The organism is Pseudomonas sp. S2_A10, from assembly GCF_054668465.1.
Window position 1 is genome coordinate 5,871,490 of record NZ_CP162773.1, and the last position, 15,361, is coordinate 5,886,850.

The following is a 15,361-nucleotide window of genomic DNA, read 5'->3' on the forward strand; positions in this document are numbered from 1 at the left end:
TTAAAGCGTTAGCTCTCCATAGGTTGGATAAAGTTTGTAAAACTTTGAATAACCGTCTAGTTGATCTTGACGCAGAGTGAAACCGAGAACCTTTTTTACTTCCGCTTGCGTCAGACTTGCATCGGAGGGTAGAAGAGCATCAAGCGCCATTCTCTCTCTATGCGTGAGCGGAGGAATACTTATCTCATACAACTCTTCACCGAAATATTCGGAAGTCTTGAAGTGGGGATCATTCAATAGCTTTTCTTCAGACTGTTCGTTCACAAACATACCACCAACAGTAATCATGGGCGCATTGTCGGTATACTTAAAGTTCAAAAATGGCACAAATCTCCCCCCTCCCTGAACGCCTATGCGCACGCTCGATATGCCTGATCAAGCAAGTGGCCAGCACTGAAGGGAATTTTTTAGCGTTGATATGAGGAAATTCTTCCTTGCTAGGCGCTGCATCCTTCAACATCAACCTCAGGCTTTCATGTTTAGTAACTTCCTTGCCATGCTCATCAAGCTTCGGAATTGTTCCAAGATGAGCATTAACAGTGACCATTAATATCGAATCAAATGATATGCGCGCCGCCAAGTCCGCACTGTCATCGAAAACCGCTGGGTTATCAGCTCCAGAGTCGTAGTCTAGCCACACTATTGCTGGTTTCGCCCAATCAAAATCAGCTATTCCATCAGCAGCAGGCCCGGCGATTACTTTTATATTTTTATACGGCCGGTTGAATTGCGCACGAGGATGGTACTCAGCGAGTTCAAACGAGGTCAGATTTTTTATGGCCAAGTATTTGTGCGCCATAACAAAATCGACAAACCACATAGAACCCATACCGACATAATGATAATCGGAAAAATTAAACGCTAACGACAATCTACTTAAAGACTCAAAAATTATTTTCCGCTCAACACACTTATTGGGTCTAACTGAATAATTTATTGCCTCGAAAGACGCCATTTATTCGCCCACCTCATTCTCAACATAATATTCAAATGTCTTTAACCCTATCTGCTTGAGTGACATTTGACTATTACCCAACTGACGCGCGACTCGATCAAGCGTCGTACGTGGCTGCTGATACGAAACGGTTCCCATTGCGATTTTAGGGGTCTCAGAAAATGTCGGAAGCTTCATCGGGGTGACTGCACGAAATTCAGAAATTGATCTGACTACCGCTCGCTCCTCAATAACCTTCGCCTCTTCGAGATTGGCTTTGCGAGAGTTTGTATAAGTAACATAATGCCTTGTCGCGTCTCTCATCACGGTCGTAGCTCTTCTGAAGACCGGAAGAGTTTCATCGATCTGTCTCTTCGTTGTGGTCCAAGGAAGAAGTTTTGGATCCTCGGCTGTAAAAAAAATCAACCCCATGAAGCCATTGTACTGTGAGTGCCAGGACGGAAAGGCACCGCCCCATACAGTCTTATCAGTCTTATCACCAGCGAGCACTATTCGCTTATTACAAACCACATACCAACCCCAATCGCCGGAATCTACAGAGCTACTATTAGGATCACCGGCGTCATCCGGGGGAGTACCAGCCAAACCCGAAATTACTTTGACACTCACCCCGGTTTGCGCGTCTGTATACTCATTAAAAAAAGGTGCTATTGCTTCGCTGGAGCGGACGCCGAACACATGTTGAACAATCTGAACCCCATTAATTGCTATTCTTATACCATCCTGCAAAAAAAACGAGTAATAGCGCCCCAAACCGCGCCTGATATTTGAAATAAAAATATCATCAGAAAATTCTGACGCAGTACTTTCTTTCAAATTTGTTACCGTGATCTTAGTTCCGATAAAATCGGGACGATCAATTCGATCTAACCCAAACTCCCACTCTGGTTCTTGCGCCCAAGCATCAACGTCGATCTTAGCTTCAAAAGCCTCTTCAGGAGCAGCCTCCGTACTACTTTGTATTACGATGGACTTACCTATCTTAAAGATAGCACGCTTCATTCCGATGCCATAAAGACCGATGGATTGCTTCGCATCCTTGGGAGCATCAGATCGCCGACCAAAGTGAAACGCATAATCTGTAGCATCAAGCAAACTCATACCACCACAGTTATCAATAATACTGAAGCAGTCCGGCCTAAGCACTATATTAACGTAATAGCCACTTAAATCAGCCTCACCTTTCGCCTCAGCGGTTCGGGAAGCTCCATCAATACTATTATCCAACAAATCGAATATGCACTCATCTAAACCTATATCTCGAGTAATCATATCAATAAAAAATTCTTTAGTTGGATCTGCCTTTGCCGTCCACTGAGCCATTTACCCTCCCACTTCTTCTATGAAGATATACTATATTTTTTTATATAAATAAAAATTTATACAAATCCAAACCAAAAACACATACCTTTCACTAAACACAACAACTCAAGCATAATTCGGCAGATTCATAACTGGGTAAGGCCAATCTCGACCTCACGTCCAAGCATGGCAATCTGCTCGCGTCTACAGACATTAATGGCAGTCACGAAGAACGTCTAGCCAATTCCATCCAGCGTAGAGATTCCCACGCCCCCGGAGGTGGGTGTACCTACGTAGCGAATTCCAATCCCTATGACCTGAAACGCTGGAAACCCTCGGAATATCCCAGTCCATCTCAAATAACCGACTAACCCCTTCATGTCGCAGGTCATGAAAATGCAGATCCTCGATGCCAAGCATCGGACATGCCCGAGTGAATGAGGCCGACACCGACTTCGCGTTGTAAGGGAATATCTCCCGCTCAACCTTTGGCATGCTCTGGAGAATTGCCCAAGCCTCGTCTGGCAGATGACACCAAACGTCGTTGCCGATCTTCTGCCCGGGGTTTTTCATATCGCGCACCAGGACAGACTGCCGAGACTCGTCGAGATCATCCCACCTGATCCGGGTTATCTCTTCCTGCCGGCGCGTCGAGAAAAGCGCAAAGGCGATTACCTTCGGCATGTCGATCTGGGCTTTGCGACGCTGCTGCATTTCAAAGAAGTGCGCCATAAGCTTGTCCAACTCCTCGAGCGTCGGCCGACGGTTACGCTCCTTGCTCTTGCTCACCATGCCGAGTTTGCGTAACACCTTGCGCGCGTCGGACATTGCCAACGGATCCACCTCATAACCCCAAGCCGGCCGCGCAACGGACAGCACCGCACCGAGGTGCGATAGATCGTTGCCGACCGTCTGCGCCTGAACGCCGCCGCCCTCTTTGCTCATCCGCCATTGTGCGAACTCCACCAGCTTCTGACTGGTCAGCGCCGAGTCGTCGAGATCACCTAACCAGGTATCCTTGATCGCATTGAGTGTTGCGTTCTTTGTTTTACCCAATGGCCGGATCTTTTCGTACTCGTCCAAGTACTGCTCGATCATCTTTCTGATCGTCACACCCTTGCGGTTCGCTCGCTCGATTGCACCAGGCTCGGCCAACTCCGTCTCACGCCGCTTGATCCATGCCTGGGCGACCTGCTTACGGTCGAAGGTTTGGCTTTCCTGATAAACTGTGCGCCCATCCCGATTGATCCGTATCTGCGCCGTGTAGGCCGTCGAGTTGTCCTTGCGCTTGCGTGAAGTGATCGTGCCCATTTCCAGTTGCTACATTGCCGAATTCACTTGCTACATTGTAGCAACGGACTTCGAAAAACAAGGAAAAATGGGTAAAAACCGCTGTATAAAAGATCAGTACCAATGAATTTCGAAAAACCTGAAGCGCCCGTAAACATTAGCCAAGCCCGCTCTGAGCCGTCTCGCCGCTTCAGCGTGGCCCCGATGATGGATTGGACGGACCGCCATTGCCGTTTCTTCCTACGCCTCCTGTCGAAGAACGCCCTGCTCTACACCGAAATGGTCACCACTGGCGCGTTGCTCAACGGCGATCACGAGCGTTTCCTCCGCCACAACGAAGCCGAGCACCCGCTCGCCTTGCAGCTCGGCGGTAGTGTTCCGTTGGATCTCGCCGCCTGCGCGCGCATGGCCGAGGAACACGGCTACGACGAGGTGAACCTTAACGTCGGCTGCCCGAGTGATCGTGTGCAGAACAACATGATCGGCGCGTGCCTGATGGGGCATCCGCAGTTGGTGGCGGATTGTGTGAAGGCGATGCGTGATGCGGTGTCGATTCCGGTGACGGTGAAGCACCGGATCGGCATTAACGGGCGGGACAGTTATGCCGAGCTGTGTGATTTCGTCGGGACTGTGCGGGATGCCGGATGCACGAGTTTTACCGTGCATGCGCGGATTGCGATTCTGGAGGGGTTGTCGCCGAAGGAGAATCGTGACATTCCGCCGTTGCGCTATGACGTCGCGGCGCAGCTGAAGGCGGATTTTCCGGAGCTGGAGATTGTGCTGAATGGCGGGATCAAGACCATGGAGGCCTGCCATGAGCACCTGCAGACGTTCGATGGCGTGATGTTGGGGCGTGAGGCTTATCACAATCCGTATTTGCTGGCGGAGGTGGATCAGCAGTTATTTGGCAGTTCGGCGCCGGTGATCAGTCGGGCTGAGGCGTTGGCGCAGTTGCGTCCTTATATAGCCGAGCATTTGCTGGCCGGTGGCGCGATGCATCACATCACTCGGCATGTGCTGGGCCTGGGCACGGGGTTTCCGGGGGCGCGGAAATTCCGGCAGCTGTTGTCGGTGGATATTCACAAGGCCAAGGATCCGCTGGCGTTGCTGGATCAGGCGGCTGAGTTGCTTGAAGGGCGTTAATTGAAGTTTTGAATGTGCGGGCAATGCATGAGCGTTGCCCGGTGTTTTGTTGTACTGACAGGATGTCTTTCGTTTATGCCCGCGTTTACTTTTTCAGGTTTCAAGCGTTTCACCCTCCTCGCTTTGTTCAGCTTCACTTCCAACGTTTATGCGCACTGCGATGGTTTTTGCATGGGCCGTACCGATACGCCGTGGGAGGTGACGCAGTTTTCCGGCTTCACTTTGGTGTCTTTGATCCTCGCACCTATTTCGTCTAGCCAGGAAACCACCGACAGTCACAAGCGTGTTTACTCCGCCGAGGAGCAAGAAGACGCGCGACTCTATCTGGCCAGCGACGGCATGCTGCAAGCCGCGTATTTCACCTCAGCCTTGCAGCGCTTTCGTCAGGAGTCGTCGGATTCGACGTTAAACGATCTCGCCGTGGCGGCGTTGATCAGCGCGCAGTGATCAGGCGGCCGCTGCGGCGGTCCAGTTGACCCAGCCAAACAGCCACGTCGCCAGAATCAACAAACCAAACGCGATCCGATACCAGGCGAACGCGGCATAGCTGTGGTTGGCGATAAATTTGAGCAGGCCACGCACTGCGATCATCGCGAAGATGAAGGCGGTGACGAAGCCGAGGGCGAAGACTGGCAGGTCGTTGGGTTGGAACAGGTCGCGGTATTTGTAGCCGGAATAAACGGCGGCGCCGACCATGGTCGGCATGGCGAGGAAGAACGAGAACTCGGTGGCGGCTTTGCGCGACAAGCCGAAGAGCAGACCGCCGATGATGGTCGAGCCGGAGCGTGAGGTGCCGGGAATCATCGCCAGGCACTGTACGAAACCGACCTTCAACGCGTGAGACCAGCGCATGTCGTCGACATGTTCGACGCTGACTACATGGCTGCGCTGTTCGGCCCATAACATGACGATGCCGCCGACAACCAGGGCGACGGCAACGGTGATCGGGTTGAACAGGTATTCATGAATCGCGTCGGCGAATAACACGCCGAGGATAACGGCCGGGAAAAACGCGATCAGCAGATTAAGGGTGAAACGTTGCGCGTTGCGCTCGGTGGGCAGGCCTTTGACGATATCGAAGATCTTCGGACGAAACTCCCAGACCACAGCAAGAATGGCCCCCAGTTGAATAATGATGTTGAACGCCATCGCGCGTTCGCCGCCAAACTCGAGCAGGTCGGCGACAATAATCTGGTGGCCGGTACTCGAGATGGGCAAAAACTCGGTCAGGCCTTCAACCGCGCCTAATATCAATACCTGGAAAAGGGTCCAGAAATCCATTAATCCTCCGTCAGAGCACTCAGGGTGAGCGACCGGTTCAATAACACTCAGGGGTTGAGTATCTGAAGTAATGCATACAGCGATTCGCCGATCCGGAAGAATAGGGTTTATGCAGAGTTAGACTCAAGAGCTGTTAGTAATCGTCGGCCGACGAACTAAACGGAAAAAATTTACATCTATTACAACAAATATTTCAGTTCAGATATGAAGTGTGATCAACCTCACACATTGTTGACATGGCCAATCAGTGGCAAAAGGACATAGACAACGCCATCGTCACAAGCTCAAAATAGTGGCACCATTGCATATAGCCATCACTTATCCATTAGTTCACAAGCCCGAGAAAATCAACTAAAAGCCTGAAAAGCTTAGTTATTGTTAGAAAACTCGGGAGACACGTCTAAAATCCGCGCAAATGTTACCAATTGTCAGTCACAGATGAGAACCGGTGCTTTAACATCCCGATGTCAGCACCTAATTCGAGTCAACGCATGATGCTCTCAGGGAACTTGGCGACGAGAAGTCCGCGCCCGACAAATGATGAATCCGGTGTTCTTGCGCTGGGTCGTACACTGGGTGTGGCTGATCATTTGAGATCGCTGATCGCAAAGCACGTGCAGCCCGATATGACTCTGGAAACAGGTGCTTTCACTAGTTCATATAAGCAGCACGGTTACATCGGTTCCTACCGCGCCATTTTCGTCATCATCGATAATCCACAAGCTATCGAAGAAAATCTGGCCCTGGTGCAGAACCTGCGCGATGACAACTTGAAGCCACTTATTTGCGCAATTGTCACCGGCCGCGGTGCCGTCAACAAGATCAAATATTTCCTCGCCGGGGCGGATGCCTGTATCAAGCTCAACACATTGAGCGATGACAGCGAAGACTTGCTCGCGGAGTTCTTCAACAGCGAAGACTGGCAACGAGATATCAATCTCACGCTTGATCCGACGCGAATCTGCCTGATGGACAGTCGGCGCAAACTCGATATCTCTTTCGCCGAAATGAAGATTCTCGAAGCCTTTGCGCACACCGGCAATCACATTCTGAGTCATGATGAAATCGCCAGCATCATGGGCCTCAACAGCAATTTCTACGATCCTCGGGCACTGGAAAAATCAATCAGTCGCTTGCGTGGAAAAATCAAGGACATGTATGGTACAAACGCGATTCAGAGCATCCGCGGCTACGGCTATCGCCTGATGCGGGGCCTGATATCGACTGCCTGAGTCTCGGGCAGTCTTCCCTTTTGCATACGTACGAAGGATCGTCTGATGCAGCCATATCGTTTCAATTGCGCCTCATACTTATTAAAACTCAAGCACTTGAATGAGCACGGCATCACGCCACATAACAATAAAACTCCATAACATAGCAGCAGATCGAGTGGAATTTATCGATGGCCATTTTCGGCCAGAACCCTGCCTACGATTACTTCCGAGGAAGTCATTGCTCGCCTGCCGATTTATCTTTTAGCCAATTTTGGTGTGTATTTAGGAGAGAGACATGGAAACGAGTACAACCCTCCCCAGAAAATATTTTGTTGTTGTGACGCACAGCACAACGTCGCAACGTGAACTGGAAAGCATCTTGTCCAGTGAGCGTTTCAATTCGTTTGGCACGTCGCAGGCACAAATGTTTGTTGAAGGTGTTGCTTCGCCCTCTTCCGCCCCGATGGTCATGGAGTTCAGTTACCCAAGCCTCAGCCGAAAGAATGTTGCGCGCAGTATCGAACATGATACTCAACGCATACTGGCCACTCTTGAAAATGAATGGCGAGCCGCGCAAACAGACAATCCGTTTCAAAGCTTCCCGACCCGCAGTGCAGAACGCGCTCATATCTCCAATGTCAGCGAGAGCACTGAGCCTTGCAGCGATACCTGGCATCTTGACGATGAACAAGGCGTGCTGCTCAAGGACAATGTTGCGATCAGCCTCACTGGCCTGGAAACCGCGCTGGTGAGGAAAATGCTGAGCCATGAAGAGCGTGTGGTCAGTCGTGATGACCTGATCATCAGTATTGGCCGGGAACCGGAACAATACCGTGGCCTGGAAATGTGCCTGAGCCGGTTGCAGGACAAGTTCAAGAGTGCGAGTAATGGCGAGCGATTGTTCCGTGCCGTAAGAAATCGCGGATATTGCCTGATCCAGGAAGTCGTAGCGTAATCACCGGCGCCACTAAAACCGAGACAAACAGATATAAAGTGCGACTACAACAACAAGAAGAGCACTCTGTCTGGTTTTCCCTCCCTGATTCAATAAAAGCTTCCCTGCCTCCACCCCGCAACAGTAACAAATACCCCCTCGCCTTTTCATCCCCCGCTCTACGACCTTTTCTAACAGCCATCTATTTAATTATTAAAAAGTTGGCACTGTGCCATCTTGTTAGAACTCGTCAGACACCATTCCCGGCAATAACTTAGTCTATTGGCTGACGACAGTTCGGCTCTCGATGTTGTTACCTCAAGACACTCGCTAAAACAAAAACAATAAGTCTGCATAACAACTCGGCTTTCAACTGTTGAAACCTGAATGGACGTCTTTTGGGGATATCGTATGGATCTTTCTCTCAGTATTAATCGAAGCACGGGCCTCAAGGGACTGACCTTTTGGGGCCAATGGGCGCTGGCACAGGCTTTCGTTGTGACGCTGCTGTTCATCCTCGCTGAACAGCACACCGGCACCGTCGCGTTCTACTACCGAATGTGCGCCACCCTCGCCGTCCTGGCCTCGGTGCCCGCTTACACATTCACGGGTGTTTACCGCAAACGCGACAACTACCTGACCGGCCTCGGCCGCCTGTTCATGGGTTGGTCGATAACCATGGCCGCGCTGGCGTGCATCGCCTTTGTCTGCCAGGCCGATGAGCTGTTTTCCCGTCAGGTGATTCTGAGCTGGGCGGTGTACGGCTTCCTCGGTCAGGCGTTCCTCTACGCGCCGCTGCATGCGTTTTCCAAGTTCTACCAGCGTTCGCGTAAAAGCGAACACCGGACGCTGATTGTCGGCACCGGCGAACTGGCGCTGGGCCTGGCGAAGAAACTCAGCCAACTGGAAAACCTGCCGCTGATCGGGCTGGTCAGCAACGGAGACAAGCCCGCTCTCGGCTCCGATGCACCGCGTGTCGTTGGTGCTCAGGACGAGTTGCTTGAGCTGATCGAAGCCCACGACATCCGTCGTTTGTACATCACCCTGCCCCTGTGCGAAGCCGCGAAGATCGAAGCGATGTATGTCGATTTGCTCGGGGCCAACGTCGATGTGGTGTGGGTGCCGGACTTGAACAGCCTGACCCTGCTCAACCACTCGGTGAAAGTCGTGGACGGCCTGCCGGCGATTTACCTGAACGAAAGCCCGCTGACCAGCCGCCCGACCGCTGCTCTGAGCAAGAGTCTGGTGGAGAAAACCGTGGCGTTCCTGGCGATCATTGCGCTCAGTCCGCTGCTGTTGATCATCGCTCTGGCGGTGAAAATCAACTCGCCCGGCCCGGTGTTTTTCAAGCAGGACCGCCATGGCTGGAACGGCAAGGTGATCAAGGTCTGGAAATTCCGCTCGATGCGTGTCCACGATGACCGCGAAGTGAAACAGGCCAGCCGCAATGACTCGCGCATTACCGCAGTAGGTCGTTTTATCCGCCGTACTTCGCTGGATGAGTTGCCGCAGTTGTTCAACGTGTTGCAGGGGCACATGGCGCTGGTGGGGCCACGGCCGCATGCGGTGGCGCACAACAATTACTACTCGGGCAAGATCCTCGCTTACATGGCGCGTCACCGAATCAAACCGGGCATCACTGGCCTGGCACAGATCAGCGGCTGCCGGGGTGAGACCGACACCATCGACAAGATGCAGAAGCGTGTCGAGATCGACCTGCAGTACATCAACAGCTGGTCGTTGTGGCTGGATCTGAAGATCCTGGTGAAGACGCCGTTTACGTTGTTGTCGAAGGATATTTACTGAGGTTCAGCGCTGCAGATCACAAGGGGACGAAAGTCCCCTTTTTTGTGGGCGGGATTTTGGTAACCAGTATCGACTACCGGCACAAACCTTGTAGGAGTGAGCCTGCTCGCGATGGCGGTGGGTCAGTCAATGACGATGTCGGCTGACACGAAGCTATCGCGAGCAGGCTCGCTCCCACAGGGATTCGGGTGATGACCTGGATGTGTGGCGTGACGCCGATCAACTGTGGGAGCGAGCCTGCTCGCGAAAGCGGTGTGTCAGGCACTGGAGATATTGGATGTGCCGGACCATTCGCGAGCAGGCTCGCTCCCACAGACCAGCGCCTACTCGGTAATCTTCTCGAAGTTGCGATAGAACATGTCCCCTTCCCGGCTATCCGTCATCGAGTGCAGTTGATAGCTGCGGCTCAGTCTGGCGCCGCCATCTCGGGTCAGTGGCGCCCAGACCAGGTTGGCGCGGCGCATGGTCGACATGCTCATCATCTCGTCGAACGGGATCGACAGGTACAGGCCCTTGTCGAAACTACCTTCGCCATATTCCGCGCTGCTGGCCGTGGTGATGGTTGCCCAGGCACCGACGCGCACGCCATTGAAGAACTCACGCGAGATATCCACGGTCGTGCCCCAATCCCCGGCCAGATAACGACCGACACTGACCGCCGCCAGCGTGTCGAACGGCAGATCGGTATAGCCGGTGATATGCCCGGTCACCACTGAGTAATCGCGCAAGGCAAAGCCCTGATCGAAATCACGCTGGCGCACCCAGTTCAGATCCGCACCCAGCGACCAGCGCTCGCCGGTCGGGCGGAACAACACTTCCGCGCCGACGCCGGCAAACATCGATTCCAGATAGCCGCCGTACACCATGCCGTACAGGTCTTTATCCAACTGCTCGGCATGGCTGAGCTGAAACAACGGCATGGTCGTGTTTGAGGTGGTCAGGTACTGGCGCAAATCCGTGCGCACGCGGGGCAATCCGCTCGGCGCGTCGTAGACGAATTTGTCGAAGTTGTTGACCAGGTTGGCGCTGAGCAAACCGCTCCACCAAGTGTTGCGGTTGAAGCGATATTCCGCGTCCGCATCGGCACTGAATTGATAGAGCAAACCATCCGGGCCGCCGACGTTCTGCTTGAAGCCCAGACCCACGCCATAGCTGAAATGCTGCGGCGCTTCGGTGTAGAGGGTTTTCTCGTTGTGCGGCATCGCCGGGTTGATTTCGGTAGTGCGGTGCAGCGACTCCAACGGTTCTTCATTGTTGATCACTTCGCGGAAGGTCTGGCGCGGCAGGCTGGTTTCTTCCAGCGGCAGGTCGTAGCGCTTGTTGACCACGGTGAACCAGTCGATGTCGTCGTTGACGCTGTTGTCGAGAATCCGGCTCGCGCGGCCAACGGCTTTGGACGAATGGAAATACCGCTGCTGCTCGCCGTAGACGATCAGTTCGGAATCGCGCTGACTGATGCGCTCGACCTTGTACCCGGCGTTCTGCTGCAAACGCCGCGACACATCGGCCCAGTTGACCTGTTCCATCGAGGTCGTCGGCGCCTTCGCCGGCAGCGGTTCGGGGGTCGGATCGTAAGTCTTGGCCGGCGCTTTGCGGCTGACGAAATTGGTGTGAAAGGTCACGCCGAACATCGCCGTATTGCCCCGTTCCCAGGCAGCGCTCAGATCGATCGAATCGGTCACCTTGAACACCGCGCCAAGGTTGATCGGCGAGTCCTGTTTGATCTCGTTCTCCTTCGGCTCGTTCTTGTAGTCGTTGCCTTCGAATTCCAGCTTCAGGCTCAGCCGATCCCACGGCGTCTGGTAGCTCACGCCACCGAACAGAGAAGGCTTGCCACGAAAGTACGAGCCGGAGTTGACGTCGCCGGTGCCTTCCAGCGCCGGGCGCGTATCGAAGCGATTGCTGACGTAGCCCAGCGGGTTGTCGAAGTCGCCGCGATTACCGATGTAGCCCCAGGCAATGCCGGCGCTGAAGTCGAAATTGTCGAAGCGCTTGTTGGCGACGAAGAATTCGCTGGAGAACAAACCGGTACCACCGATATCTCGAAAGCCCAGCGCCACTTCCGGCGCCCAGTGGCTTTCCTGCCACAGGCGCACCTTGGCGTCGACCGCCTTGTCCTTGTAGCTTTGGCTGCCGCTGAGGGCCTCCGAGCCGTACGGCCGGTTGGTGATCGCGGTGTAGCGAAACGAACCTTCTAGCCAGTCCAGCGGTTGCAACGACACGCTGTAGCGGCTGTACGGGTCGGTGCGGTTGGCATTGACGCTCAGCTCGCCGGCCGGGGCCATGCGCGCCGTCGGCGTCTGCAACAGACCGGTGCCACCGAAGTCATTCTGGGTGATGCGCGGCTCGGCGTGAGCCAGACCGCAGGGCAATAACAACACAGCTGCAAAACGTAACTTCAACGAACCACCTCGGCCAGCTGCGTGGCAATGAATTCGGCCAACTGCTGATTCAATTCAGGAAGAGGCGGATCAAGATCATCATTTTTTATCGGCACCAGAATCCTGCTGCCGGCCACCGGAAACTGCCCGGACTCGCGATTCCAGTGCGCGATGCCGACGCGCCGCGACACGCCGTTGGGCTGGATCAGCCACAGGTAATCGGCCTCGGCATCGTCGAGAATCGAGCAGCCTTCGAGATATTCGCGGGCCTCCTGCAATGGCTGGTACGGCAGGTGGCACGGCTCGGTGACCGCGCCCAACACCTGCACTTCATCAACCCGTTTCGGATAGATCAGCCGATCGCCGTCATCCAGGCGAATGTTGCGCGCGAAGCCGACTTCCACCGCCACCGGATCGAGGTCAGCGATCTGCCGTCCGGTCACTGGCATTTGCCGGACTTCTTCAGCAATGCGCTGTGCCAATGCCGCGCGGCTTGGCCGATCAAACAGCGTCGCCATGCGTTGCAGCACCTCGAGATCGAACAACACGCCGACCTTGAGCCGTGTCTGTTCCTCGACCAGCGACTGGCGCAACAAGCCGCCCGTCAGCCAATAGCCTTCGGCATTGGGCACGGCTTCGCTGATCACATCGAACAGGCGTCCGCCCGGCGGCAATGCGATCGGACCGGGATTGGCGACGTCGCCGGACACGATGACGGCGGCCTGACTCGCCCCAGCGATCAGCAAAAGACCCGCCGCGATTAGGCTTAAGCGCTTCACGGCAGATGCCTGCGGTCAGGAGTCAATTGCACCAGCTTCACGCGCAGTTGCGAGGTCAGTTGTTGTTCGCTTTGCAGAATGAAACCGTCGCGCGGGTCGACCCAGTAACGGTTGGTCGCGCTGAGGCCGATGGCTGGGGCGTCGATCTGTTCATCGACGCGCAGCACCGAGTAAGCCTTGTCGAGAATCTCCAGGGTCTCGGTGGAACGGCGCGAAAAGCGGCTGTTGACGATCACGCCGACTTCCTGGCCCTTGTACAGATCGATCCAGCGCCGTGTGGTGAAACCGTCGGCGACGTGATGCAGGCCGTGCTTGAACGGCGAATCATCGGCCAGCCGTGTGCCATCCAGATCACCTTGCAGACCGAGGCCGATGCTGCGCACGGCGAGGCCATCGCGCAGCAGCAACACCTGCTTGCCGGAGGCGACCCAGAATTGCAGGTCTTCGCGCTCGCGCACCAGCGCCAGCACGCCTGAGCCGGACGGTGTGGTCAGTTTCAGTTGCGGGTAGTTGACCCCGGCGACTTCGGCCGCTGTCACATCAACCTCGTCGGGGCCGACGACGGCGGCCTTGAGGTTGTTCAGCGACGCGCTCATCAGAGGGTTGCAGCCGCACAGCAACGAGGCCGCCATCAGGCAGACGCCCACTTTCAATAGGTTCACAGTCGGGCGGCCTTATTTGCTGTTGTTGCTGTATTCGCTCCAGTTCTTCGCTGCCGAAGCCCCGGTGCCGACAATCGACGCCGACGGCACCAACTGGCTGATGAAACGGTTCCAGCGCGTAACGTTGGCCGGGCCGACGTAGACGACATCCTGCGGCCGCACCTGAAAGTGCGAGGCCAGCGCCATGGCGGTCGGCGATTCGGCTTCGAGCTGATAAATCTTTGCCGGCTCGACGTCGAGGTTTTCCACACCGCGAATGACATAGACCGCGTTGCCGTTGGAGCTGGTCTGACTCAGGCCACCGACTGAACCGAGCACGTCGGACAGGTTCATGGTTGCGGTCTTGAAGCTCAGCGCGCGCGGCTGGTTGACCTCGCCCATGACGTAGATGCGCTTGTTGTCGTTGTACGGCAGATACAGCTGATCGCCGCCCTTGAGGTAGACGTTCTGCAGTTCGGAATCCTGCTGATTGAGCGTGTCGAGATTGAGTGGATAGACCCGCCCGTTGCGCGTCAGCAACAGCCCGGACAAGTCAGCATTGTTGGTGTCGATGCCGGCGGAACCGAGGGCCTCGACCACGCTCAACGGGTTGGTCGAAATCGCTTGCGGGCCAGCCTTCGTGACGGCGCCGGTGACCACGACTTTCTGACTGGCGAAGCGCAATACTGCAACGTCGACCTGCGGCTCGGCGATGAATGCCGACAGGCGTTGTTCGATGTCCGCTCGTAGTTGCTGGATGGTCCGGCCGGCGGCCTGGACTTCCTTGATGAACGGGTAATATAGCGTGCCATCGGAGCGCACCAGTCGGCCGTTGGCATCAATCTGTTGTTGCGCGCCGGAGGGGGCAGTCAGCTCCGGGTGATCCCAGACGGTGATGTACAGCACGTCATTGTTGCCGATGCGATATTCCGCCGGCGTCACCAGCAGCTCCGCCGGCAGCGACTCACGCTTCTGGGTGGCGCGGTTCATGGCGATCAGCTTCGGGGTGATCGGAATCAGCTCGACCCGACTGCTTTCGCTGGCACCCTGGCGGGTGATATCGCTGGTGCTCAGGTACTGGCCGGGGGAAAACATGCAACCTTGCAAAGCGAGACTTGCCAACATTAAAAGATAAACACTACGAGTCATAATGGCACTACGCTATTCAAGGGCGAATCCAAAAAACAAAGTCACCCGACTTGCGTCGGGCGACTCTGTACTGCACTAACAAATGTTCCTGTTAGTTATGCGTGCCGGTTGTACCGGTGGTACCCGTCGTACCGGTGGTACCGCCGTTGGCACTGCCACCGCTGTTGGACGCCGCTACAGCACTGGCAACCATTGCAGTACTGGCCGCGGGCGCTTGCGAAGCCGCCACACTGCCACCTACATTGGTTACCGCTGTCAACGGTGCTTCAGCGGCGGCAGCCCAGTTGCTCAACATCGTCAACAGGGCAACTGCCATCACTTTTTTCATAACAACTCCTTTCTAACATTCGAACTGTTAAAAAACAGATCTGTGTCAGAGCTGGTAGCTTTCAAGTCCGCAAAGAGCGCGAACAAGATCCGTCGTTCTTTCACAGTCCTGTGCAACTGCTAAAGTCGAACGGCAGGTTTATATCTACGGACTTGCAA

15 protein-coding genes are annotated in these 15,361 nt (G+C 54.8%); 5 read left to right on the plus strand and 10 right to left on the minus strand.

The features are described from left to right. The 4 genes from AB4N41_RS26540 to AB4N41_RS26555 form a co-directional block, all read right to left on the minus strand. Positions 1 to 327, minus strand: coding sequence for an O-methyltransferase (locus tag AB4N41_RS26540; protein WP_460138292.1), 327 nt, complete (start codon positions 325 to 327; stop codon positions 1 to 3). Continuing rightward, a complete protein-coding gene (locus AB4N41_RS26545) occupies positions 308 to 955 on the minus strand; it encodes an O-methyltransferase (RefSeq protein ID WP_460138293.1) in 648 nt (215 codons plus the stop codon). Before AB4N41_RS26545 ends, AB4N41_RS26540 begins: the two co-directional genes overlap by 20 nt. Continuing rightward, a complete protein-coding gene (locus AB4N41_RS26550) occupies positions 956 to 2,278 on the minus strand; it encodes an ATP-binding protein (protein WP_460138294.1) in 1,323 nt (440 codons plus the stop codon). Positions 2,279 to 2,470: 192 nt separating this feature from the next. Next, positions 2,471 to 3,568: a site-specific integrase gene (locus AB4N41_RS26555; protein WP_460138295.1), complete on the minus strand. Its 1,098-nt coding sequence runs from the start codon at positions 3,566 to 3,568 to the stop codon at positions 2,471 to 2,473. Between the two features lie 102 nt (positions 3,569 to 3,670). On the opposite strand from AB4N41_RS26555, the gene dusA reads away from it, so the two are divergent. Both dusA and AB4N41_RS26565 read left to right on the plus strand, forming a co-directional pair. After that, positions 3,671 to 4,690, plus strand: a complete 1,020-nt coding sequence (gene dusA / locus AB4N41_RS26560) for a tRNA dihydrouridine(20/20a) synthase DusA (RefSeq protein WP_460138296.1) — start codon at positions 3,671 to 3,673, stop codon at positions 4,688 to 4,690. Positions 4,691 to 4,717: 27 nt separating this feature from the next. Beyond that, positions 4,718 to 5,137 carry a DUF2388 domain-containing protein gene (locus AB4N41_RS26565; protein WP_460138297.1) on the plus strand — a complete coding sequence of 140 codons (420 nt, stop codon included), beginning with the start codon at positions 4,718 to 4,720 and terminating at the stop codon, positions 5,135 to 5,137. Here the strand turns inward: AB4N41_RS26565 and AB4N41_RS26570 are convergent, their stop codons facing one another. Next, complete coding sequence (locus tag AB4N41_RS26570) at positions 5,138 to 5,971, minus strand: undecaprenyl-diphosphate phosphatase (protein WP_252876642.1); 834 nt, start codon at positions 5,969 to 5,971, stop codon at positions 5,138 to 5,140. A 491-nt stretch (positions 5,972 to 6,462) separates the two neighbouring features. Here AB4N41_RS26570 and AB4N41_RS26575 point away from each other — a divergent pair, with 491 nt between their 5' ends. The 3 genes from AB4N41_RS26575 to AB4N41_RS26585 all read left to right on the plus strand — a co-directional run bounded on the left by AB4N41_RS26575 (position 6,463) and on the right by AB4N41_RS26585 (position 9,925). Beyond that, positions 6,463 to 7,203, plus strand: a complete 741-nt coding sequence (locus AB4N41_RS26575; RefSeq protein WP_095182403.1) for a winged helix-turn-helix domain-containing protein — start codon at positions 6,463 to 6,465, stop codon at positions 7,201 to 7,203. 277 nt (positions 7,204 to 7,480) lie between these two features. Continuing rightward, positions 7,481 to 8,140: a winged helix-turn-helix domain-containing protein gene (locus tag AB4N41_RS26580; protein ID WP_041477289.1), complete on the plus strand. Its 660-nt coding sequence runs from the start codon at positions 7,481 to 7,483 to the stop codon at positions 8,138 to 8,140. Between the two features lie 390 nt (positions 8,141 to 8,530). Continuing rightward, positions 8,531 to 9,925, plus strand: coding sequence for an undecaprenyl-phosphate glucose phosphotransferase (locus tag AB4N41_RS26585; protein WP_252867993.1), 1,395 nt, complete (start codon positions 8,531 to 8,533; stop codon positions 9,923 to 9,925). A 323-nt stretch (positions 9,926 to 10,248) separates the two neighbouring features. Here the strand turns inward: AB4N41_RS26585 and AB4N41_RS26590 are convergent, their stop codons facing one another. From AB4N41_RS26590 to AB4N41_RS26610, 5 genes are all read right to left on the minus strand, one after another. Further along, the gene (locus tag AB4N41_RS26590) at positions 10,249 to 12,327 is read right to left on the minus strand and encodes a YjbH domain-containing protein (protein ID WP_460138298.1); all 2,079 of its coding nucleotides are present in this window, start codon (positions 12,325 to 12,327) and stop codon (positions 10,249 to 10,251) included. After that, positions 12,324 to 13,085: a capsule biosynthesis GfcC family protein gene (locus tag AB4N41_RS26595; RefSeq protein WP_460138299.1), complete on the minus strand. Its 762-nt coding sequence runs from the start codon at positions 13,083 to 13,085 to the stop codon at positions 12,324 to 12,326. The genes AB4N41_RS26590 and AB4N41_RS26595 overlap by 4 nt, the downstream gene beginning before the upstream one ends. Then, entirely contained in the window at positions 13,082 to 13,747 is a 666-nt protein-coding gene (locus AB4N41_RS26600) for a YjbF family lipoprotein (protein WP_024013610.1), read from the minus strand. The genes AB4N41_RS26595 and AB4N41_RS26600 overlap by 4 nt, the downstream gene beginning before the upstream one ends. 12 nt (positions 13,748 to 13,759) lie before the next feature. Further along, a complete protein-coding gene (locus AB4N41_RS26605) occupies positions 13,760 to 14,875 on the minus strand; it encodes a polysaccharide biosynthesis/export family protein (protein ID WP_177180896.1) in 1,116 nt (371 codons plus the stop codon). A gap of 91 nt (positions 14,876 to 14,966) precedes the next feature. Beyond that, entirely contained in the window at positions 14,967 to 15,203 is a 237-nt protein-coding gene (locus AB4N41_RS26610; protein ID WP_016775457.1) for a hypothetical protein, read from the minus strand. Between the last annotated feature and the right edge of the window lie 158 nt (positions 15,204 to 15,361).

Excerpts from the sequence above, each read along its gene's own strand:
- AB4N41_RS26545 (WP_460138293.1), bottom strand. The coding sequence starts at position 955 with ATGGCGTCTTTCGAGGCAATAAATTATTCAGTTAGACCCAATAAGTGT.
- AB4N41_RS26550 (WP_460138294.1), bottom strand. The coding sequence starts at position 2,278 with ATGGCTCAGTGGACGGCAAAGGCAGATCCAACTAAAGAATTTTTTATT.
- AB4N41_RS26555 (WP_460138295.1), bottom strand. The coding sequence starts at position 3,568 with ATGGGCACGATCACTTCACGCAAGCGCAAGGACAACTCGACGGCCTAC.
- dusA (WP_460138296.1), top strand. The coding sequence starts at position 3,671 with ATGAATTTCGAAAAACCTGAAGCGCCCGTAAACATTAGCCAAGCCCGC.
- AB4N41_RS26565 (WP_460138297.1), top strand. The coding sequence starts at position 4,718 with ATGAGCGTTGCCCGGTGTTTTGTTGTACTGACAGGATGTCTTTCGTTT.
- AB4N41_RS26570 (WP_252876642.1), bottom strand. The coding sequence starts at position 5,971 with ATGGATTTCTGGACCCTTTTCCAGGTATTGATATTAGGCGCGGTTGAA.
- AB4N41_RS26575 (WP_095182403.1), top strand. The coding sequence starts at position 6,463 with ATGATGCTCTCAGGGAACTTGGCGACGAGAAGTCCGCGCCCGACAAAT.
- AB4N41_RS26580 (WP_041477289.1), top strand. The coding sequence starts at position 7,481 with ATGGAAACGAGTACAACCCTCCCCAGAAAATATTTTGTTGTTGTGACG.
- AB4N41_RS26585 (WP_252867993.1), top strand. The coding sequence starts at position 8,531 with ATGGATCTTTCTCTCAGTATTAATCGAAGCACGGGCCTCAAGGGACTG.
- AB4N41_RS26605 (WP_177180896.1), bottom strand. The coding sequence starts at position 14,875 with ATGACTCGTAGTGTTTATCTTTTAATGTTGGCAAGTCTCGCTTTGCAA.
- AB4N41_RS26610 (WP_016775457.1), bottom strand. The coding sequence starts at position 15,203 with ATGAAAAAAGTGATGGCAGTTGCCCTGTTGACGATGTTGAGCAACTGG.